The following is a 20,473-nucleotide window of genomic DNA, read 5'->3' as shown; positions in this document are numbered from 1 at the left end:
GATGTAAAAAATTTCATGCCCGCACGCTCACCAGACAACCGCACCAATTGCCAATCCCGCCGTTACCCCGATCAGGCACGACAAGATCAAAAGTGGTGTTCTAAGATCATTGGTGTGGCGTGCGGTCAGGACCGAAAGACGTTCGTCAAACCCGCCAAGCGACTTGTCGAAACGCACCAGAAACACTTCCAGTTCATCCACCCGGCTGGAGATTTCTTCCTGACCGGTCCGAACCAGCTTCACCCCTGCTTCAATGCCATCATCCGCAGATGCCAGTTCGTCCATGCGCTTTGACGCACTGACAAGACGCTTGGCAGCTTCACGCTGTCCGTTCTGTAAAATGTGCTGGGCTGCTAAAAGTCGATCAAGCCGATCAAGGATCTTACTAAGCGGCGCATTTAGCGCAGTGTGTGCTTCCTGTTCGCTTTGCGATGGAATGCGCAGGTCAATTTCTTCGCCGGTCTCGGGAATGACCGCACATACCGAAATGTTTTCAGCGCTGGCTAAGGCGGCATCGGGCAGCTCAGCTTCAAAGGCGTGCTTACCATCACCAATTCCGTTGCGACGCAAATCAACGCGCTCGTTTTCGGCTTTGATCCTTATTAACGCGTGCCCGTTCAGGCGAATGACAACATCGACACGCGCATCAGGCCGTTCAGGTGACCAAACCCAGCCAAACAGGCGGTTCTGATCAATGGCGTCAACGCGTCCTTCAAGGGTTGGCGTTGCGTCTTTGACATCTGGTGGTATGCCCGCTGCCATAGTGGCATTTGGTTGGGCGTTATCTTTGACCGTCTGTTTTTCTGCGAGTGCCATAAAGCGCTCCTAAGTAAAATCAGGCTGCAACAAAATCGGGGCGGATCATCTGACGAAACATCACGAGATATTCCTGCGCGACATCATCAATCGCGGCAGGTGCACGGACGTGCCCTGACAGTTTTTTCCAAAGTTTCGGATTGGTTGCGCAGTCCTTCATGACACGGGCCAGTTCTGCCGGATCATCTGGGCGCACATGAATGCCGTTATGACCATCGCGCACCATCTCGGCCATGCCGCCAATACCACTGGTGATTACAGGACGTCCGTGCTGGAAGGCCTCCTGAATGACAAGCGGCGCATTCTCCCACCATATGGATGGCACAATGACCCAGTCGACACGCGCCATCAGTTCTGCAAGGTCTGCGCGCTCATACGCCCCTAGCCGGTGAACCTGATGGCCGGTTTTTTCAAACAGATGCTCCATCCGCTCGGTAAATTCGGTCGTCTGGAACAGCACGTCACCATGGATACGAAGATCGAAATCAACATCGTCTTCGACCAGTTTGTTGCTGGCCTCAAGTAAGACATCGGCCCCCTTCCAGGGGTTCAGATTACCGAAATAGCCAAAGACATTGGGCATACCCGTTCCCATGTCGCGTTTGGGGGCGGCGGGAACAGGGGGGCGGCCATTTTGAATGACTGAAATCTTTTCAGGCTCAATGCCCCAGTCGACATAACGGTCCTTAAGAAATTCACTTGGCGAGATGAATTGATCAACAACACGCAGGTGATTGCGCAAATTGACGGCCCGCATGGAATATTGATCCGGGGAAAATCCATCCAGTCCACACAAGCGACCAATTGCATCGGCCTTCGTGTACCGCTGTCGGTTTTTGCGATTGATCATCAGACCGTCATTCGGGCAAATCTGATAATAGTCATGCAGGGTCATGACGATCCGGCAATGCGGCAAAACGCGGCGGATCAATGTTGGAAGTTCGATACCCCACAGGACCAGGTGATGAATATGGACAACATCCGGATCCCAGCTTTTCAACAATCGGGTAAAATCGGGGGCAACCGCATAAAGATCGGTTTGCGACATATTGAACCGGTCAAAATGCCCGGCCCAAAACAGCATTTCATCACCGGCTTCATTAATCGCCTGAAAGCTTGTACCCGGACGGCGTTCACGGTGAACATCATTGGTTGCACCAACAAACAGGGCATCACATTCCGCACGCTTGTAAGCATGGAAAAGATCATGGGCGAATATTTCAGTTCCGCCGGGATGAAGGTCCGGGTGGTTATGCGCCAGCACCATAATACGGGGGTTCATGCGATCCTCCGTGGTTTTTCGGCAATAAGGAAGTCCTGATAGTGCTCGGCCGTTTCACCGCGCCAGCCACCAAAGCTTTTTGAGCTGATTTCAAAGCCTGCTGACGTCAGGACGTTGACGATAAATTCTTCGTCAAACCCGACCGCCGCCATGGGGTTCTCCCCGCGCAAATACCAGCACGGCTGACCTTCGACCTTTTCAAGTCCCGACAGACGCACATCGCTGCCCGGCTTGGCCGGGTCGTCTTGTTCCCGGAGAATGAACGCGGTCAGGAAAATCCGTCCTCCCGGACGCAGCACACGAAATACCTCGGAACAATAGGTTTCGATTTCTTCTGGTGGCAGGTGGGTCGCCACCGAGATCATTGCAGTGAAATCGAATGTTCCATCCTGAAAAGGCAATCGCATGCCGCGCCCGCCGATGGATCCTTCGGGGTTATAAAGCGAATTTTTGATATCCTGGGTTTCGAACCGGAAATTCGGATAGGCTGGTGTAATTGAACGTTTGCACCATTCAATCCCGTTCGCCACGGGATCAAGCCCGCGATAGATTGCCTTTTCCGGATCAAGAAACTGGGTGAGTGGCACTGCAATCCGACCAATACCGCAACCGATATCAAGAACATCATCCGTTGGGACCAGCCCGGCACGGCGGACAAAATGGCCAAGGAACTCGGCACCAATCATCCGGTAGTCACCATCACCGACAAAAACGGCCTCCTCCGGCGGGACCGGCAGGAAGTGGTTCGCAATGATCTGCTGGCATAGCCATTCAAGATAGGTGTCATCCACGGCATCACGGGCCGGGGATTGATGTTCCGACAAGGCGAGAACCTGACTCATGCCGCGGCTCCATGTTTTGTTTTGCTGGGGGAACGTTCTTGGGGAACGCCATTGGCATGGATATCTTCGAGCATGTCGCGCCAACGCGACGCATGAAGCCACGCGTTATATTCGGCAGCGACACCACGCATATAGTCGGCATGGGTCGAAATTGACTTGCGCTCGAAGTGGTAAAGACTGACGTCGGGAATGTATTTTATGTCAAAATCGGCCTGACGGATTTTCAGACACAGATCGCTGTCTTCGTAATCACCGATGACATAGTCTTCGGTAAACCCGCCAACCTCGTTGAATGCATCCCGATGCAGCATCATGCATGCCCCTGTAACACCGGGCACGGAACGTTCAACATTGGCATCCCGATACTGATCAGGCATACCTTTGTGGTAGTGATAGTTCAGCCATTTTCCGCTCTCGTTGGGGGCGAAATACATCCCGGCATGCTGGATTGAGCCATCTTCAAACAACAGCTTTGGCCCAACGGCAGCGACTTCTTGTGGGCCACCCATTTTCGAGGCCAATCCTTGCGCCCATCCCGGTGTATGGGGGATGACATCCGAATTGAGCATTGCCAGAAGATGAGAACGGGCAACCTCCGCCCCGGCATTACAAGCACGCGCATAGCCGCCATTTCGGGTCATCACCACCAATCGCATTGGAATGCCATAAAGAATGTGCAATCCGCGCAAAAGATGTTCGCATTCTTCGACCTGCTCAGGGGAATCCAGCACAAAAATCAGGTCACAGTTTTTCGCAACCCACGGATCACAGGCAAAGGCACCGACTTGCGCGCGCAGGAATCCCAGGACACGGTATAGCGGCACAACAATCGAAACATCCGGGTCTTCGTGCGGCGTGCCCATTTCAATGATGTGATCAACCTTTGCGGACCCCATCAATTTTTGTTGCAGGTCGCCAATCACCGGCGCCAAACAATTTTCGATGATCTCATCGCTCAAATGCTGTGGCGGAACCGCGCGCAAGATACGCGCACGTGCCTCTGCCGGGTCAATGGGCTGTGCCGGTGGCACCATCAAGTGACGGTTTCCCGATGTCAGGCGCATCACGCTTCTTGGCTGAAGGATTGGTACAGGACTTTGAATGTCCTGATAAAATCCGACGAACCCGGTCGCTGGAACGGTACGGTCTTCGTCTTGAACGTTTCCGGTATACCGATAAAACCCATCGCCAAACGGGTGGGCAATACCATTACTATCGAGAAGATCGATACTTGCAATCATATCAACAGGATCACGATACCAGCCGCCAATCAGCGTGCCCCGTGCCGTTGTGACGGCAAGGTCGACTTCACCGCTTGGCAGCGATCCGCCACCGGCAACTCGCTGACTTGAAAGTGGACAGCGCAACTGAAATTCAATGGCGGCCTTGCTGGCCTTCATATCGGACCGTGCCAGCGCGCCAATAATGTATTCGCGGAGATCAGCATCCGATTTGCCACGCGCCTGCCACCAACGCGACAGGGATGGCAAAACCGTGGTGCCGGGAAGATGACGAATGGCCAAGGTGCGCACACCGGTCACAACAAGATATGCGCCGTCTTCTGTGCCTGCACGATCGGTAATCATATAGACCAGATCCTGCCCACGCGGCCCCTGATGGCTGGTATGAGGCAACATCGCAAGACGACGGAAACCTGATGGTGAAACGATAAAAACGGCTTCGATTTCTTTGAACGCCTCGGGCAGCCCGGCGGCAATCAGCATTTTCTGATCGGACAATTTTGCCAGCGCCTGGGCGCGCTGCGGCCGTTCAACAATTTCGGAAACAAGATGATTAAGGAAGCGGTTGTAACTTTTGCTCAGGCGCAAACGGAACATGCTCGCCCACATGCCAAGCAAGGTCGACACCAGCGAAAGACGCCCGGAAGGTGTAACACCCTCAATCAGAAGAGATGCATTTGCGAATTCAAAATCGCCATCTGGCTCGATTGTGATTTCGTCTTTACGACCAAGTGTCCCGGCTTCCGCCAGAAACGAGACCGGCTCGTCTTTTGGACGCCTAATCACACGCAACAACCGTGTCCCGCCACTATTTAGAGGAAGACGCAATGTTGCTTGCGGTGAAATCGCGACACCGGCAGCAGTTTCAAGTCTGGGAACCTCCCACAAGCGGGTCGGTGTATCCCAGATCAACATCAAGGTATCTGGGTTGAGCAGACAAACGTCCGGCGCTTCGCCGGTCGTCCGCACAGCATCGGACGAGGCAAATTCAAGCATGACCATCTTTCGCTTAACTTGAAGTTCAGGACGAAACGTCCGCAGCCGTAACTGCGGACGCCGTTTGACGGATTACTGGACGCTAAAGAAGCTATCCGGATCGTCCTGTACGTCTTCTGCATCGACATTGTTAAGGGTGATGGAATCACCATTGCCAAGGTCGATAACGGTGTTGGCCCCAACTTGCGTTGCACGCGCAGCAACGTCATCGGCACCTTCAATACCGGTGTCGTTTATATTGCTGCTAATGGAAAGCATGTCTTCGCCAGCCTGGAAGTCGAGAACGACATCGTTTCCGCCGCCGCCGGAGAACACGAATGTATCTCCACCAGAACCACCAGACAGGATATCGTCCCCGGCACCGCCTTCGAGGACATCATCCCCGGAGCCGCCCAGAAGAACATCGTTACCTTCGCCACCCTGAAGAACATCGTCTCCAGAGCCGCCAAGCATGACGTCATCACCAGCACCACCGAGCAAGATATCGTTATCAGCACCGCCGACCAGGACATCATCGCCCGAACCACCGTCCAGAACGTCGTCTCCTGATCCGCCAAGCATGATATCGTCACCCGATCCACCTGACAGAACGTCTTCGCCAGAGCCACCCGACATCAGGTCGCTCCCGCTGCCCCCGATCAGTGCATCGTCACCCGACCCACCAAACAGAAGATCATCACCTTCGCCACCAAGTGCTACGTCGTCGCCTGATCCGCCGAACAAGGCATCATCGCCTTCTTCGCCAAACAGCACGTCGTCATTGCCTTGTCCGAAGATTGTATCGTCTCCGCCACGTCCAAAGATGACGTCACTGAAACGAGATCCGAGAAGCGCATCATCAAAGGCGCCGCCTTCGAGAGTTGCCATGTAATCCTCCTTCGTGTCCCAACATTAATGACATCGCGGGGATATTTCCCTCGCGAGAGGATGGCCGTTCCCTCCAGGCGATCTAAGCACCGCCCTGAACGGCCACTCAGAAAGACTATATTTTTTTACTTTGTTAGTGGAGGGTATTGTGGTGTTTTTATTTTGTCAACATTATGACGCACTTCAATTTTACATGTAATTATTGATTACTTATTTAAATGATATTGTTTTTTGTTTGTTTTTTATTTAATTCAAATTTAAATCAAGTCTCCCATTAAAAAGGCTGCCCCGTTAAAAATCTGGGGCAGCCTGATGGAAAACAGGGAAATCTTTTGGCCCCTTATTCCTCGCGGAAGGCCTTATCCATGCTCTGAACGATCGGATCGATCAGGTAATCAATCGCCTTGCGTGGCGTTTTAAGAACCAGAATATTTGCCGGCATACCCGGTCGCAGATTGATATCGTCATATTTTGCCAGCTCTTCGGGGTTAATCGCAGCACGGATGATGTAATAAGAACTGTCACGCTGCTCATCGACCGTTTGATCAGGTGCGACATATCGCACCTCCCCGATAAGAGGCGAAAGACGCCTCTGACTATAGGCGGTCAGACGTATTTGCACTTTTGAACCCACCTGAACAGAATCGATATCCTGCCGATTAATCCGCGCCTCGATCACCAGCGGTTCGTCTTCGGGAATGATATCCATGATCGGCTCAGCCGGACTGATAACACCACCCGGCGTTCTGATCTGGATATTGGCAACCGTGCCTGTCTGCGGTGCTTTCACCTCAAGCCGGTCAAGCACATCCTTACTGGCCCTGATCCGCTGGGTAACATCATTGAATGCAAGCTGTGCTTCCTGAATTTCCGTGGCAATGTCGCTTTGCCACTCCATTTCAATAGATGCCAGATTAATCTCAGCCTCTGCCTTTTGCTGCTGGGCGGCTGCCTTTTGGGCCTTGAATTCGCCCATGTCCCCGACAAGGTCGGACCAATTATTTTCCACCTCAACCAGTTGGGTGCGCGTTGCGAACCCCTTGTCCGCCAGCTGCCGAATGCCTTTCAGTTGTTCCGCAACCAGTTTTTCCTGACGCGTCCGGGCCTTAATCTGCGACACAAGTGCCTGTGCCTCCGCCTCGAACTGTTCGATCTGTTTGGCCTGCGCGTCCCGCTTGGCGGCATAGACTTCATTGCGCTTGGCAAACAGGCGTTGTTCATCGCTCAAAATATCGCCGACATATTCCTCATCACTTGCTGTAAGTTCTTGGGGAAATGCAATATTACCCTGACCACGTTGTTCCGCCCGCAGACGCGCAAGTTTCGCCATCAGACCAAACCGTTCGCCGCGCAACTGACCGATTTCCGACTCACTGCGCGTCCCGTCAAGCAAAGCCAAAGTTTGCCCCGCGGTGACGTGCTGCCCTTCGTCAACCAGCAGCTTTTTCAGAATGCCACCTTCATAATGGTTCACGACCTTTTTCTTCGAATCAACAATCACCGACCCGGTCGCAACGGCTGCACTATCAAGTTCTGCGGTAAAGCCCCACGTCAGAAAACCACCAAACCCCAGTATGATAACTGTCAGTCCGGCAATAATCGGCTTGCGTAGACTTTGGCGCGATGCCTGACGTTCTTCGGCAAGAATTTGATGCCAGGAAACTTGCTGATCGTCAGACGGAATGACAGCACCACTATCATCAACGTTAATGACACGGTTCATGCCGCACCTCCATTTCGCTGGCTGCGCTTCACGGCAGGCAGACTTTTGACATCGTCATCGTCTGCGTTGAGACTTTGAATAACATCAGTACGCTCGCCAAACTGCTTGACCCGTCCATCCTGCATCACCAACAATTTATGGGCGTACTGCATAATGCTTTGCCGATGCGCAATCAGCACAACCATCGCCCCCGACTCGCTGGCTTGACGGACAGCACGGATCAAGGATGCTTCACCTTCGGCATCAAGATTGGCATTGGGCTCATCAAGAACCAACAGACGTGGCCAACCATAAAGTGCGCGTGCAAGCGCAATGCGTTGCTGCTGACCACCTGAAAGTGTATGCCTCCCGGCCCCGATTGGGGTGTCATAGCCAAGCGGCAGCCGCCCGATCATTTCATGCACACCTGCAGCACGCGCCGCATCGATTACCTTACGTGGGTTGGCATCACGCATCCGGCTGATATTGTCGCGGATCGTCCCGTTCAGAAGCGACACCGATTGCGGCAAATAACCAACCATGTCGCCAAATGAGCCCCGCTCCCACAAGTAAGCATTATGCCCATCAAGATAAACGCCCCCGGCGGATGGTTTGGCCGCACCAACCAACATGCGCGACAAGGTCGATTTACCTGCCGCAGATGGCCCGACGACACCTAGGATCTCACCGGGAAACAGTTCGAAATTGATTGAGCGTAAAACCGGTACATTTGATCCGGGCACCGCATAGACCAGATTATCAACGATAAGCGGACCTTCGGACCGCGGTGTCGGCTTAATCTCACGCTCGGACTGGCTTTCTTCAAGCATGGAGCGGATTCGCTTCCATGACGAAAAAGCCCCGACCCACGCACGCCAGTCGCGTGTCACATTGTCAAACGGCAACAAAAGCCGTCCCATAATAACGGTACCACCAATCATTGCACCCGGCGTGGTTTCACCGATAATGACAAGGTATGCCCCCATCGCCAGAACGATGATCTGCATGCCAAACCGTGCGGAACGCGTGACAGAATACATCCCCTTGCTGCGCATATTGCCAACATCAAGGAGTTCACTGGCATGAAGTTGTGCTTGACGCCAACGCAGCGACAAGGCCGGCAGCATCCCCATCGCTTCAATTGCTTCTGCGTTTGAAACCGTCGAGCCAATGTCGCCAATATTGCGCAAATTGGCGTCGGTGCCTTCTTTGGTGACCTGACGCACCAACAAGTCCCCCAACAGACTTAATCCTATCAGGGTAAGGACAGCGACCAGGCCTGCAATGCCGTAATAGGGATGCAGCGCGAACATCACTCCTAAAAATATTGGCGACCAGATCGCTTCAAGTGGGGCACTGATGGTCGTTCCAGTGATGAAATTGCGCAGATCTGATAAGTCCCGCAATACTTGGGTTCCATGCAGGCTTCCTTTTTCCAGCGCCACTCGCATCGCCGCCGAAATTGCAGGCAGGTTCAACCGACGCAGCAAAGACTTCGCCATTTCCTGAAACACAAGTGCGCGCAGAAAATCCAGAATGCCGTAAAGAATGATGGCTGCAATCGCGATGACCAAAAGCAGGATCAATGTATCGGTGCTTTGGCTGTTGATGACCCTGTCATGTACCTGCAGCATGAAAAGGGGCACTGTCAACTGCAAGACGTTGATGAAACCACTCATCACTCCGGCCCAGCCAAGCCCGCGAACGAACGTATATCGCGCCTCGCGCACAACAGACTTCGCATCAAGCCCCGGTCTAACCTCTTTAGTTTGCACCGCTTTTGTTGGTTCTTTGCGACCAAAATGCATCGATTTTCATCCAATCGGTCAAAAGTCATAGTTTTTCCGCAATCTACTCACATAGTTGCGCTGACACGATGTTCTACAATAAAATTAAATATGTCGATCTCATGTTGATGATTAGACAATGTAAAAAACAAAGATCAGAAGTATTTTGAAAATAAAAATACTTTAGAAATACTTCTGATAAACGAGCAAACTTGCGGGAAGTAAGGGACGTGCGGAAAAATCGTTCAAGAGCAACGTCCTGTTATCTTCCCCACACGAAAATTGTGCCGCCTCATACTTGTTTTGGCATCAACTCTCGCTTGGGACCAGATAACGGATCGGACAACATGACCGTCACACATCTTGAACTGGCAAATACCGTCGAGCGAATTTATCGGCGGTTTGCTGATCTGCTGCGTGTAGATCTTATTCGACTCGGCAAGGATGACATCAGCCCTGCGCAAGTAGCGTTGCTGTTCACCATTGGCGAGGATGAACTTTCAGTTCGCGATCTGCTTGATCGCGGCCATTACATGGGATCGAATGCATCCTATAATCTCAAACAGCTTGTCGATTCTGGCTATGTAGAACGTCAGGTAATGGCACGTGACCGACGATCAGCCCGTATAAAGCTGACGGCGAAAGGCCACGAACTATGTGAAGCATTGCATGAATTCCACGAAGAATATCACGATGCATTGACCAACAACCTTGAAGATCAGCGGGAAATGGAAACGGCGCTGCGCACCCTGCGCAGGCTCGAAGAATTCTGGACTCAAACTCTCAGATACGGCGGTATCCCGATCAATGGTGCCGTCATCACGCATGAAGTTCGGAACCGTAGATGAAAATAGTCTTTGTCCATCGCCATGGGCCGGGACAATTTGTGCACCTTGCCTGTCATCTGGCGAATACCGGATGGCAGGTTTCCTTCCTGTGTGAAGAAATGAATGTCCGCTTGCCCGGCATCCGTGTTTTACGTCAACGTGCAACACCTCCTCCGCCAGCAACATCATTTGCCCAATACCATCAGGAACTAGGCCTGCAAGCTGCCACAACACTTGATGCCTTGGCGCGTCAGGAAGGCCCACCGGATGTTGTCTTTGGCCACATTGGTTGGGGCGGTATGTTGTTTGCCCGCGATGTCTTGCCAAACACGCCTCTGCTGGGATACTGCGAACATTATTATCATGCTGATGGGCGTGATGTTGGCTTTGCCAAGGATGAAAAGATTTCACTGGCAAAACGCAGCCAACTTCGTCTGCGCAACAGTGCTCAGCTTTCAACACTTGATCATCTTGATGTCGCGCTTAGCCCGACACCCTGGCAAAAAAAAGCCTTTCCAGATGCCTATCAGCATAAGATCGGCGTCTGCCATGACGGAGTTGATGTTCATCGCTGTCGCCCAAACCCACAGGCCACGTTAAAAATGCCTGACGGACGAGTGCTTCGCGCGGGGGCCCCTGTAGTGACCTATGTCGCCCGTGATCTTGAGCCATATCGTGGTTTTCCAACATTCATGCGATCTGCCGCCAAACTTGCCGCCCGCAATCCCGACGCCATATTTGTCGTTGCCGGAGGGGATGGTGTCAGTTACGGCACACCGCGAACCGACGGACGCAAGTGGCGCGACGTCATGATGGAAGAAACCGGGCTTGATCCTTCCCGTATCTACTTCCTCGGCCAAATATCGCATGAGCACCTCATACGCCTATTTCAAATCAGCGCTGCCCATATTTATCTGACGTACCCGTTCGTCCTTTCTTGGTCTGTGCTTGAGGCCATGGCGTGCGGGGCCGCCGTCATTGCATCGGACACGGGCCCTTGCCATGACGTCATCAAAGATCGTTATAACGGTCTGCTGACTGATTTCTGGGATGCAGATGCATTGGCGGACAAAATGATATACAGCCTTGAAAACCCCGCACAGCTAATGCCCCTTCGACAGGAGGCACGACGCACCATCACACAGCATTTCGCTTTGCAGAAATGCCTTGAGAAACAAACCAGTCTGATTGAGAGATTGGCTGCTGGCGAGATTGAAAGAGTTGTGGGGAGGAGAGGCTGAATACAGGAAGGTTGCGGGGGTAGGATTTAGCTGCGCGCTTTGCTGAACCTACGCAAAGCGATACTTTGCTTGGTTTGAAGATAAGGTTCAAGTCCACCTACCCACCTTCCAGACATTAAAAAAGGCCCGCCACGAGGGCGAGCCTATTTTATTTGGTTGCGGGGGCTGTCGCCCAAAAGTTTTTACTGCTTGCGAGTTTGGGATATTTTCCCAAAAAAAATTGTACCTCGCTATGACGATGCAACCCTAAACCGCTCTTCCTTGTCAAGTCGTTAATGGCCGCGTGATGCGTGGTCACGTCATGATGGGGGTACTGTGGTTTCTGTTTGGGGACAAGCCAAGATCGAATTCATTGCTTTGCGCGATGAAATTCGTAATGAGCATCTGACGGGTAAATCCAAAAACCGGATCTATCGGGAACTCCGTGCGTCAGGTCACGTGACCATGTCGCAACGGTCTTTCTACTATTGGTTCGACTTTCTTCTGCCATCCAATTCTCATCCCGCTCAAAACACCCTTCCAGTTCCCACGCCGATTAAGCCACGAAACCATAAAGGTTCCGTGGCTGTTCGTGCTGATCCACGCCCCCCTGTGAAAATCCAGAACATCGACGGCCGTCTTTCGTCTGTCTCCACCCAGTTGTGGGACGACGATGAAGAGCCACAACCCGTTAAGACCGAGCAATGACCAGAATGGTTACGTCCTGCGGCAACGACCCGCCATGCCTTGAAAACAAGCACCGCCACGCTTTGGGCGTGGTCTGGTGAATGCAACGCCCCAACAACCTGGCCCGTACCCGAGAAATCGGGTCGGGCTTTAAGGGGCAGGACAGAATGAAGCAGGGGATGACTATGAAGTGCGTATTTCAGGATCAACCGTACTCCGAAGGCCTCAATCGGCCATACGGAGGGATAGAATGAATCCTCCGATTTCGAACCCGATAGCCGTTGATATTCTTGACCCTGCATTGATCACGGCCATATCGCAGCTTCATGAATTCAACATTACCAAAAGAACACTTTACAGACTTTCCGAAAGTGCAAGGGATATCGGGCTTCAATTCGTAATTGGTGGTGGATCTTTCGACCTCAATGACGAACAGCGCGACGCCCTGGCACGGTCATTGGCCTATCTGCATGTATCACTAAATTATTCCCTGTGCCCTGACGAATGGGACAAGATTGTCGGCGAACGAATAAGTGATGGCTGGGCTCATGGGGTCCTGTTTCAGCTTCTTGATGAACTAGCTCAAGCGAATGTTCATTTAGCGGATCTGTCCCCGAGCAAGATCGAGCAACCTTGGGCGCCAGAAAATCTTGATCAGTCCAGATCAGAAGATAACGCACTTGATTTACCACCATCAGGTAATGCTTGGACGCCATCTCTTGTGAGATTTTTCGCCTGCGTACTTGGCAGTTTCCTTGGTGTTCTGCTTGGTCATTGGTTGAGCGAAGAATCTTTTGCTGAAACATCACCTCAGATCACGTTCCCAGCATACCCAGAGCTTAGCCCGTCGCCTTACGAACGCATGATCCCGCCGGTTCAACCGGAGGCATCCGAATGAGCTGGCAATCTGACTACGTCACCTTTCATCGCCGCATCCACGAACAGCGAAAGTCACTTGGAATTTCACAGCCAAAAGCTGCGGAAATCATAGGTGTTTCAGAAAGAACATATCGCACCTTCGAAACTGGCGGCGGTGATCTAGAGGCTGCGAAGGTCTTCAAGCTCGCCAATCATCTTGGCATCAAAATCATCATTTCAGACGGAGTTATCGCCGATGGCGTTGATTAATATCACCCTTCAGGGCAAAGGCGGTGTTGGAAAATCTTTCATCAACAGCCTCTTGATGCAGTATTACCTCAAACGCGGGCTTGAGGTTCAAGGGTTCGATACGGACCCCGTGAACCAGACCTTTGCGGGCTATAAAGCTTTTCCCGTCAAGTCCATCCAACTTGGCGAGCGTGAGGATGAAATCAACCCGAGATTCTTCGATGATTTGATCGAAGATCTAGTGGCCCTTCCCGAAAATGCCGTTGCCAATATCGACAATGGCTCGAGCACATTTCTGCCTTTGCTCTCGTACCTGCTTGAATCGCAAGTGCTGACCATGCTGCGAGATGCCGGTCATGATGTACGCCTGCATTGCGTCATTGTTGGTGGCCAAGCGCTTGAAGACACCATGCGCGGGCTTGCCGAGGTTCTTGTTCACCTTCCTGATATCCCTGTTGTCGTCTGGCTTAATGAGTATGTCTACGGACGCATCCTAAGGGCCCGGCCCGGTTCTGAGCCCGAGGGCTTTGAACAATCAGCACTCTACAAGAAGAACAAAGTCAGGTTTTACAGCCTTGTTCATCTGCCGGCAGTCCGTCAATCGACCTATGGGCACGACATCGCCCAGATGACGCAATCGCATCTGACTTTTGATGAGGCGGTTGCCTCTGATCAGTTCAAAATCATGGCGAAGCAACGTCTCAAGACCACCTGGACGGCTCTGTACGGGGTCATGGAAGAGGCGATGCTCTGATGTCTGCTCTTGATGAAAGCCCGCCGCTGCCAGTCAACATCGATACGTTCGAAGATCTGAGAACCTATCTGTGGCAACAACACGGCACAACCGTCAATCCAGATGATCCAGTCATGCTTGTCTTCACGATGTTGCGTGTTGGCCTTGATCAACATGAGCAACTGAATGAACGCAACAGGCTGAACTTAGCCAATGCCGTTCAAGCTATCGCTGATGGCTTTACCAAGGACGTCAATCAATCAATCCAGACCTTCAAGGAAGAGGCGATTGGGGACGTCGTTCGAGAACGCATTGAGGCGATGAACGAAGCGGCAAGGCAAGCCGACAGAGCAACGTCTAACTTCAAGAAACTCCTCTTTTATCAAGCAATCCTGACAGCAGTGAACCTTCTCGCCGCCTTCTTCACGATTGGCGTCCTGTTCACGCTCGTCCGATAGCAAATGCACAAAACTCGAATGAACGATGAGGATAAAATGAAAACCAAAACACTTCTTGCGGTCTCGCTGATCGCTTCAGTTGTAACCATCGTGCTTATGGAACCTGCCTTGGCACAAGGTATTGATATCGGTGGGGACACTGGTGGAGATACCAAGTGGTACAGCTTCATCGTCGATGGGCTCAACCTTGTGGCCGAAGGTGTCGGTGCAATTGTCGCAGTATTCCTCGGCCTTGGTTTGATGGGATGGGGCGCTTGGGGGGCACTGAAAGGACGATTGGAACCGGAACGCGCATTAATCATGGTCATCGGTGGCATTGTCGCCCTTGCCGGTCCAGCGATTGCATCTGGACTTTTGTCCTTCATCGAGCAGTAAGAGGTTTCCGATGAAGGCGGCAAGTATCGTTCAAGTTCACGTACAGCACCAAATGACGTTGGCGGGCCTGCCAATGAGACTACTTGTTCTCGCCTTGATCGGTGGGGCAGTCATGCTCGTCGTACCTCTGCTGGCAAAATCGATTGCACTCGCCATCCCGTGTGGCGTCATCGGGATTGTCGGGTGCTGGCTCACATTGCTCGGGAAATTCCGTGCAGATCCGTTCTTTGACAAACAGCTTCTTCTTGCGCCGCGTTACTGGGGCAAGCGACGGGGATCAATCAGCATTCTTTCCACGGGGGGATGCAGTAAATGATTTGGTCAGAAGTGGCAGCAACCGGTTTTGTATCCCTTATGGGGGCAGGTCTTGTTATTCCAGCAAGCCGAAGGTTCATGCTTGGTGATTTGCAGCGTGACTGGCTGCAAGACGAACTTGAACTTGACTGCATTGATCACAACGATGCGGTAACAGGCCGCAATAAAGACGGATCGCTTTTCCGTATCTGGCACATTGAAGGGACCAGCTACGATGCAAGGGTCGATACGGAACAACACACGATGCTGTTGGGTCGATCAGACTTACTGAAGGATCTGGCAAAGGCCGGCCTTTCCAACAGGCTGTTTGGTGTAAAGCGAAGACATCGGATTGATAGCCATGCGACATGGCCAAATGACGTGCTGTCTGAAATCGGGGAAGCTGAAGCAAATCGCTTCAAATCCAGTTATTTCATTGACTGGTACCTGATGCTGACAGGCACGGACATGCAGTCGCTTGCCGATGCTGAAGACAAAATCCAGTCCATGATGTCGGCCTATCGTCCTGTGGTACTCCAAACGCCGGAGACAGACGATGTTTCGTGTCCGTTAACCGGCTTTCTTAACGGACTGGTAAGTGGTGACTATCGTCGGGATTTGCCTGCTTCAAGCAGGAACATCTCAGGCAGCCTTCCAGCATCAGACCTTGCCTTCGACAAAGTTAGCGGAACGATCACAACCCATGTCCCTCAGCAACGTGTCCAGAAGGTCATCACGGTTACGTATTGGCCGGAAGTCCTGACCGCTCACTTCGCGAGTGAAATCATGGCGCTGGAAGGCGACATTGAAATCAGTCAGGTCTGTGAACCTTGGGGCCGTGACCAAGCGACTATGTTCTTTTCCCGTCGCCTCCAGTCGGAAACTGGAAGATGGTTCGGGAATCCTGCTGCGGCAAAAGAAACATCAGCAACCTTGGCGCTGCTGAAGGAAAACAACACTTCCCTGTTTGCCACGCAGTTCTGCATCATTCCGCGTGCAGAAAATGCCGAGGCTCTTGAAAACCTGGTACGTGAAATATGTGCCATACTTGGTGACCGCAGAATAGGCTACTCGATCCAGACGGCCGGTGCCCCCGCATGTTGGTTTAACAGGCTACCAAAACCAATCAAGGGCGGCTTGCTCCCCCCCGGTGGGCGCATGATGGCCAGTCTCGATCTTCGCGACCAGAACATTGCATCGATTTGGGCGTTCCCTCACTCGCCAAATGGAATGGCAGAAAGCCCGCTTGGCCCTGAGCCAATTCGCTGGTTCGCAACACCTTCCGGTCAAAGTTACTCATTCCAGTTCCACGTTGTGAACAAGCCATTGTCGCTTGCAAACTTCCTTGTGTTTGCTCCAGCCGGTAGTGGCAAATCAACACTCATGATGCACCTGCTGGGTGGTTTGGCGAAGTTCCCGAATGTGCGGTCATACCTGTTTGACTCTCAGGAAGGGTCACGCTTCATGGTGGAAGCTATGGGCGGTTCCTATCAAGGGTATAATGATCTTGCCTTGAATGCTCTCGATGTCGGTGAAGACAAGCCTGAAAACCGCGAGCGTATTCGGTTTATTCTCAAGTCCCTTGCCGGAGTGGCTCTGGACAGCGACGACATCAAGCAACTTGATCATGCAGTTGATCTGGCGTTTCAGCTTGATCCGCCAGATCGGACCCTGAACGCTCTTTATCCTTATTCTTTTGCGCGTCGTTCAAATCTGCGTGATGCATTTGCCCAATGGGTTGTTGACGACAAGGGTAACAAGGGGCTGAGAAGCCATATCTTCAATGCCCCCCACGACAGTCTTTCCGGGTTGCTGAACCAATCACACATGGTTGGTATCAACATGAATGAAGCATTGAAAGACCCCTCACTCGGAGCTCCGATTGTCGCCCATATTTCTGAGGCAATCTTTCATTCTGCGAATGAAATGGCCAAGGAAGCCCGGGAAGGTAGAAGTGGTTTTGTCATCACTCTTGAGGAAGCTGCACGGCTTCGGCAAAACCCCGGATTTCGTGATCTCAGTAGTGTGATGTACCGCGAGTACCGAAAGCTCGGCGGTGTGGTCGGTATGGTGTTTCAAGATCCGGCAGCACTTACCAAGTCGGAAGGCTATGAGGCCATCATTGAAAACACGGCCACATTCATTTTCTTCCCGAACTCCAAGGTTACAGAAGAAAGTCTCAAGCCTTTCAATCTGAATGAAGAACAGATCCAGTTCATTCGAGGGCGCACACGCAGCCGCAAGAAAAATGATCGTCGTGTTCTGATCATTAAACGCGATGAAGTCAGCGGATACGAGGAAAGTGTCATTCTTGATGTTGACCTGACCCCGCTTGGCAAAGCTGCGCGGTTCTATAAGAGCGGCCCGGGCGCGAACCATGAACTTGCTGAACTCAAAGAGAAATGGGGGGACGCATGGTCAAAACATCTTTGAAACCATCAGGAAAATTCAGGCGGCATATTGGTGCGCTTGTGATCGGGGTTCTGGTCCTGCTGCCCACCACGGCTACCGCAACCTATCCTGTATTTGATGCAACCTCTTTTACCAAGCTGATTGAGCAGTTCAACAGCCTTCAAAAACAGCTTGATCAATTGATGAAGCAGACTGAGATCCTGGGCAAAGTGAGCAAAGCTGTTCAGGACCAGGTCGATACAATCGGCAAGCTTGGGAACATCACCATGCCAATCGTCAATATGGCGCGTTTGGCTCAAGCCATTAACAAGGATGCCCGCTGTCTTTTACCAGATCTATCGGGATTAATGCCGGGCCTCAATCTGGACGAGTTGGACTGGGAAAGCATCTGTTCACGTCGTCGTTTCTATCAGGAAATGCTTTGGTTCGATCCGAATGATCCCGATAGCTGGAAGTTTGAAGACGGAACGGCTCCCGAAGACTGGTCTTACCCGGAAGGCGGCAGTTGGGGCGGCGACAATGCAGGCGACTGGAAAAACCCCGATGGATCCCCAGCAGCGGAGCGTGCTCATCGCATAGCCCGCGACCTAGCAAGAAAACAAGTCCTTCAACGTCAGAACGTTATTGTAAAGGACGCGATCAATACGGGGTTCTCGCAATCCGACCAGATCATTGATCAGGTGGAAGCCAATCAGTTAACTGCCGATGAGATCGAGGCGGAAGCAGATGCGGCCGATACCCTGAAGAAGCTTGTGGCTGTCTTGATCAAGGTCATGCTGCATCAGGATAGGCAGGCGGTGCAGTCACAGCAGCAGCGTGCGCAGCTTATTCGTATTCAAGCGGCTACACTCATGAAGCTGATGCCACCTGAAGCCACGCTTGATGAAGCTCTTGATGGAATTGAAGTCTCTGATGGTAGTGAAGATGATAGCGCAGGAGACGATGAATGATCGTCCATCCAGCATGTCACCCGTCACTGAAACTGTTTGATGATCTCTTCGAGAGCCTTGCGGTCAGCTTTGCTCAGTGTATCGCCATGTTTGGCAAGATAGTTCGATACGACCATGCGGCTTTGTTCGTTATTCTTTCCACTGCGAATAACGCTATTGGCAAGAAGAGTATCGTACTTCTTTACCTGGTCTGGCAGTCGCCAGTCAGGAAGGTCGTTGCATTCACCCGTGAAGATATTCTTGTGGTCGTCGTTGTATCCACGATCCCGGTACTTTTCATACCAGTAATCGTACCTCTCACACAGAACCTTCCATTCATTCCAAGGCTCGGCAATCGGTCCATTCGGATTGAGCGCCGTGGTCGTGGTCATCATCTTTTCAATGCTGTCGTACCAGCGGGCCCAGTAATCGTAGGTGCGGTTCAAGTCGTGGCAATATTCGACCAACTTCCTGTCCGCTTCGTCCTCCAGTTGGAGGTCTTCAATCTTTGTAGACCCGTCGTTCAGCCAGCGGGCATCCCAGTGATTGTAGGCTTCGCTGCTCGCACATTTTGCGTACTCAGCATCGTATGCTTCCCCAGTTTTCAAGGTACTCCACAGCGAAACTGCTCGCTCGAAGTCGAAGAAATCGACTTTCTTAGGAGCATATCGAGCTTGCGCAGGTGTGGAAATCATCAAGGAAAAAACAATGGCCGATAGAACACCAATTATAGACGCCCCCTTCTGTGCGACGTGTGACGTCGTACAGGTATATGAAAAGAATGCCCGTGAATTTGTCGAGGCACTTACGGTCGTTCTTTCCAGCGGCATGTTGAAGATTTTCATTGCCGTCGTCGGCCTTTGGCTGATGGTTCAGGGTATTAAGATGATACTCGGTCGTGCCGATCTTGCAAGCCTTTGCCGCGAAACATTCTTTGTCATTGTCGCAGGCGGTTTGATCGCAGATGGGACCGGCCTTGTGATGATTATCTACAAGATGGCAATCGGGACAATGACGGCTGCTGCGAGTGCCGTTCTGATCGCTGCCGGGAATGTCTCAGGCGCTGACTGGACTGCCGACGGTACAGATCATTACAGCGGCGTGACCCTTCTTGTGTTTGCATCTGAACGCGGATTTATGAAGGTGCTGGATGTCGGTTTTGAACTCTGGAAATCGTTCTCTGTCGGCAACCTGACAGGCCCTTTAACCGGCGTCCTGATCATCATCCCCTGGTTCCTGTTGATCGTTGTTTATTTCAGTCAGGTCATGGTCACGATATTCCGGGTTGCCGTCCTTGCCGGTCTATCACCCTTCATCATGCTTGGTATTGGCTTCCAATGGAGCCAAGGCATGGTTTGGAAAGGTTTAAAATCACTGATTGCCGCCGGACTGGTGTTGTACGGGGCAACGCTAGCGATCGGGATCTGCTTGTTTGCAGTTACTTCCTTGGATCTGGATACGAGGATGGTGGGAATTGACGGCGGATCGTTCTTCACTGGCCCGGGCTTCCTCGCCGTCATCCTTGGCATCATGGGCACGGTTTTCGTAACCGAAGCCACAGGCATCGCCAATTCCATAGCAGAATCTCAGTTCACTAACACTGCCGCTGCAACCATGGCTGGTTCCGCCGTTGGTGCCAGCATGTACATGGCCAAGAAGTTTGGCCCTCCCGGTTTGAAGCAAGCTCTCAACTTTGCAGACAAAGCAACGGGCGTTGCCCAGTCAGGACTGGGGGCGGCAAGAGAAACCCTTTTCAACAATCCCGACATTCTCGGTTCGGCCAAAGGCAGTGCGCTCAATGATTTGGGCAAAATGGGCGGCGGGTCGTCCGCAAGCAACTTCGGTGAATATGTGGACCGCCTGAAACGCGGCGGAATTTCGAACAATTGATATGAAAG

Annotated in this window: 20 protein-coding genes; 12 read left to right on the top strand and 8 right to left on the bottom strand. The window is 52.2% G+C overall.

From position 1 onward, the window contains the following. Positions 1-27: 27 nt before the first annotated feature. From COO92_RS20470 to COO92_RS20440, 7 genes are all read right to left on the bottom strand, one after another. Positions 28-816, bottom strand: coding sequence for a hypothetical protein (locus tag COO92_RS20470; RefSeq protein ID WP_101304795.1), 789 nt, complete (start codon positions 814-816; stop codon positions 28-30). Positions 817-835: 19 nt separating this feature from the next. Continuing rightward, positions 836-2,098 carry a glycosyltransferase family 4 protein gene (locus tag COO92_RS20465; RefSeq protein ID WP_101304794.1) on the bottom strand — a complete coding sequence of 421 codons (1,263 nt, stop codon included), beginning with the start codon at positions 2,096-2,098 and terminating at the stop codon, positions 836-838. Further along, positions 2,095-2,940, bottom strand: a complete 846-nt coding sequence (locus COO92_RS20460) for a class I SAM-dependent methyltransferase (protein ID WP_101304793.1) — start codon at positions 2,938-2,940, stop codon at positions 2,095-2,097. The genes COO92_RS20465 and COO92_RS20460 overlap by 4 nt, the downstream gene beginning before the upstream one ends. Further along, positions 2,937-5,177 carry a glycosyltransferase gene (locus COO92_RS20455; protein ID WP_101304810.1) on the bottom strand — a complete coding sequence of 747 codons (2,241 nt, stop codon included), beginning with the start codon at positions 5,175-5,177 and terminating at the stop codon, positions 2,937-2,939. Before COO92_RS20455 ends, COO92_RS20460 begins: the two co-directional genes overlap by 4 nt. A 72-nt stretch (positions 5,178-5,249) precedes the next feature. Then, positions 5,250-6,044: a calcium-binding protein gene (locus COO92_RS20450; RefSeq protein WP_101304792.1), complete on the bottom strand. Its 795-nt coding sequence runs from the start codon at positions 6,042-6,044 to the stop codon at positions 5,250-5,252. A 340-nt stretch (positions 6,045-6,384) separates the two neighbouring features. After that, positions 6,385-7,767 carry an HlyD family type I secretion periplasmic adaptor subunit gene (locus tag COO92_RS20445; protein WP_101304791.1) on the bottom strand — a complete coding sequence of 461 codons (1,383 nt, stop codon included), beginning with the start codon at positions 7,765-7,767 and terminating at the stop codon, positions 6,385-6,387. Continuing rightward, on the bottom strand, positions 7,764-9,554 hold the full coding sequence (locus COO92_RS20440; RefSeq protein ID WP_101304790.1) for a type I secretion system permease/ATPase: 1,791 nt from the start codon (positions 9,552-9,554) through the stop codon (positions 7,764-7,766). Before COO92_RS20440 ends, COO92_RS20445 begins: the two co-directional genes overlap by 4 nt. A gap of 326 nt (positions 9,555-9,880) precedes the next feature. Between COO92_RS20440 and COO92_RS20435 the strand changes: the two genes are divergently transcribed. The 11 genes from COO92_RS20435 (at position 9,881) to COO92_RS20385 (ending at position 18,596) form a co-directional block, all read left to right on the top strand. Further along, on the top strand, positions 9,881-10,381 hold the full coding sequence (locus COO92_RS20435) for a MarR family winged helix-turn-helix transcriptional regulator (protein WP_101304789.1): 501 nt from the start codon (positions 9,881-9,883) through the stop codon (positions 10,379-10,381). Next, on the top strand, positions 10,378-11,601 hold the full coding sequence (locus tag COO92_RS20430; RefSeq protein ID WP_101304788.1) for a glycosyltransferase: 1,224 nt from the start codon (positions 10,378-10,380) through the stop codon (positions 11,599-11,601). The genes COO92_RS20435 and COO92_RS20430 overlap by 4 nt, the downstream gene beginning before the upstream one ends. 315 nt (positions 11,602-11,916) lie before the next feature. Further along, the gene (locus COO92_RS20425) at positions 11,917-12,288 is read left to right on the top strand and encodes a hypothetical protein (RefSeq protein WP_101304787.1); all 372 of its coding nucleotides are present in this window, start codon (positions 11,917-11,919) and stop codon (positions 12,286-12,288) included. Positions 12,289-12,517: 229 nt separating this feature from the next. Next, entirely contained in the window at positions 12,518-13,165 is a 648-nt protein-coding gene (locus COO92_RS20420; protein ID WP_101304786.1) for a hypothetical protein, read from the top strand. Further along, entirely contained in the window at positions 13,162-13,395 is a 234-nt protein-coding gene (locus COO92_RS20415) for a helix-turn-helix transcriptional regulator (protein ID WP_101304785.1), read from the top strand. Before COO92_RS20420 ends, COO92_RS20415 begins: the two co-directional genes overlap by 4 nt. Next, complete coding sequence (locus COO92_RS20410; protein WP_101304784.1) at positions 13,382-14,128, top strand: nucleotide-binding protein; 747 nt, start codon at positions 13,382-13,384, stop codon at positions 14,126-14,128. The genes COO92_RS20415 and COO92_RS20410 overlap by 14 nt, the downstream gene beginning before the upstream one ends. Next, entirely contained in the window at positions 14,128-14,565 is a 438-nt protein-coding gene (locus COO92_RS20405; protein WP_101304783.1) for a hypothetical protein, read from the top strand. Before COO92_RS20410 ends, COO92_RS20405 begins: the two co-directional genes overlap by 1 nt. A gap of 36 nt (positions 14,566-14,601) precedes the next feature. Next, complete coding sequence (locus COO92_RS20400; protein ID WP_133125098.1) at positions 14,602-14,940, top strand: hypothetical protein; 339 nt, start codon at positions 14,602-14,604, stop codon at positions 14,938-14,940. A gap of 73 nt (positions 14,941-15,013) precedes the next feature. Then, positions 15,014-15,256 carry a hypothetical protein gene (locus tag COO92_RS20395; RefSeq protein WP_133125097.1) on the top strand — a complete coding sequence of 81 codons (243 nt, stop codon included), beginning with the start codon at positions 15,014-15,016 and terminating at the stop codon, positions 15,254-15,256. After that, the gene (locus tag COO92_RS20390) at positions 15,253-17,667 is read left to right on the top strand and encodes a VirB4 family type IV secretion system protein (RefSeq protein WP_101304780.1); all 2,415 of its coding nucleotides are present in this window, start codon (positions 15,253-15,255) and stop codon (positions 17,665-17,667) included. The genes COO92_RS20395 and COO92_RS20390 overlap by 4 nt, the downstream gene beginning before the upstream one ends. Beyond that, a complete protein-coding gene (locus COO92_RS20385) occupies positions 17,649-18,596 on the top strand; it encodes a hypothetical protein (protein ID WP_101304779.1) in 948 nt (315 codons plus the stop codon). Before COO92_RS20390 ends, COO92_RS20385 begins: the two co-directional genes overlap by 19 nt. A gap of 23 nt (positions 18,597-18,619) precedes the next feature. Here COO92_RS20385 and COO92_RS20380 read toward each other — a convergent pair whose 3' ends face one another. Then, positions 18,620-19,420: a hypothetical protein gene (locus COO92_RS20380; protein ID WP_133125096.1), complete on the bottom strand. Its 801-nt coding sequence runs from the start codon at positions 19,418-19,420 to the stop codon at positions 18,620-18,622. 136 nt (positions 19,421-19,556) lie between these two features. Here COO92_RS20380 and COO92_RS20375 point away from each other — a divergent pair, with 136 nt between their 5' ends. Next, positions 19,557-20,465, top strand: a complete 909-nt coding sequence (locus COO92_RS20375) for a hypothetical protein (protein ID WP_133125095.1) — start codon at positions 19,557-19,559, stop codon at positions 20,463-20,465. The last annotated feature ends 8 nt before the right edge of the window (positions 20,466-20,473 follow it).

The organism is Thalassospira lohafexi (assembly GCF_002844275.1).
GTDB lineage: Bacteria > Pseudomonadota > Alphaproteobacteria > Rhodospirillales > Thalassospiraceae > Thalassospira > Thalassospira lohafexi.
This window is presented reverse-complemented; position numbering and strand designations above follow the sequence as displayed.

What these genes read in the sequence shown, in the direction of transcription:
- COO92_RS20395 (WP_133125097.1), top strand. Translation starts at nt 15,014, where the DNA reads ATGAGACTACTTGTTCTCGCCTTGATCGGTGGGGCAGTCATGCTCGTC.
- COO92_RS20375 (WP_133125095.1), top strand. Translation starts at nt 19,557, where the DNA reads ATGATTATCTACAAGATGGCAATCGGGACAATGACGGCTGCTGCGAGT.
- COO92_RS20385 (WP_101304779.1), top strand. Translation starts at nt 17,649, where the DNA reads ATGGTCAAAACATCTTTGAAACCATCAGGAAAATTCAGGCGGCATATT.
- COO92_RS20430 (WP_101304788.1), top strand. Translation starts at nt 10,378, where the DNA reads ATGAAAATAGTCTTTGTCCATCGCCATGGGCCGGGACAATTTGTGCAC.
- COO92_RS20440 (WP_101304790.1), bottom strand. Translation starts at nt 9,554, where the DNA reads ATGCATTTTGGTCGCAAAGAACCAACAAAAGCGGTGCAAACTAAAGAG.
- COO92_RS20400 (WP_133125098.1), top strand. Translation starts at nt 14,602, where the DNA reads ATGAAAACCAAAACACTTCTTGCGGTCTCGCTGATCGCTTCAGTTGTA.
- COO92_RS20460 (WP_101304793.1), bottom strand. Translation starts at nt 2,940, where the DNA reads ATGAGTCAGGTTCTCGCCTTGTCGGAACATCAATCCCCGGCCCGTGAT.
- COO92_RS20410 (WP_101304784.1), top strand. Translation starts at nt 13,382, where the DNA reads ATGGCGTTGATTAATATCACCCTTCAGGGCAAAGGCGGTGTTGGAAAA.
- COO92_RS20455 (WP_101304810.1), bottom strand. Translation starts at nt 5,177, where the DNA reads ATGCTTGAATTTGCCTCGTCCGATGCTGTGCGGACGACCGGCGAAGCG.
- COO92_RS20445 (WP_101304791.1), bottom strand. Translation starts at nt 7,767, where the DNA reads ATGAACCGTGTCATTAACGTTGATGATAGTGGTGCTGTCATTCCGTCT.
- COO92_RS20380 (WP_133125096.1), bottom strand. Translation starts at nt 19,420, where the DNA reads ATGAAAATCTTCAACATGCCGCTGGAAAGAACGACCGTAAGTGCCTCG.
- COO92_RS20450 (WP_101304792.1), bottom strand. Translation starts at nt 6,044, where the DNA reads ATGGCAACTCTCGAAGGCGGCGCCTTTGATGATGCGCTTCTCGGATCT.
- COO92_RS20415 (WP_101304785.1), top strand. Translation starts at nt 13,162, where the DNA reads ATGAGCTGGCAATCTGACTACGTCACCTTTCATCGCCGCATCCACGAA.
- COO92_RS20390 (WP_101304780.1), top strand. Translation starts at nt 15,253, where the DNA reads ATGATTTGGTCAGAAGTGGCAGCAACCGGTTTTGTATCCCTTATGGGG.
- COO92_RS20420 (WP_101304786.1), top strand. Translation starts at nt 12,518, where the DNA reads ATGAATCCTCCGATTTCGAACCCGATAGCCGTTGATATTCTTGACCCT.
- COO92_RS20405 (WP_101304783.1), top strand. Translation starts at nt 14,128, where the DNA reads ATGTCTGCTCTTGATGAAAGCCCGCCGCTGCCAGTCAACATCGATACG.
- COO92_RS20435 (WP_101304789.1), top strand. Translation starts at nt 9,881, where the DNA reads ATGACCGTCACACATCTTGAACTGGCAAATACCGTCGAGCGAATTTAT.
- COO92_RS20465 (WP_101304794.1), bottom strand. Translation starts at nt 2,098, where the DNA reads ATGAACCCCCGTATTATGGTGCTGGCGCATAACCACCCGGACCTTCAT.
- COO92_RS20470 (WP_101304795.1), bottom strand. Translation starts at nt 816, where the DNA reads ATGGCACTCGCAGAAAAACAGACGGTCAAAGATAACGCCCAACCAAAT.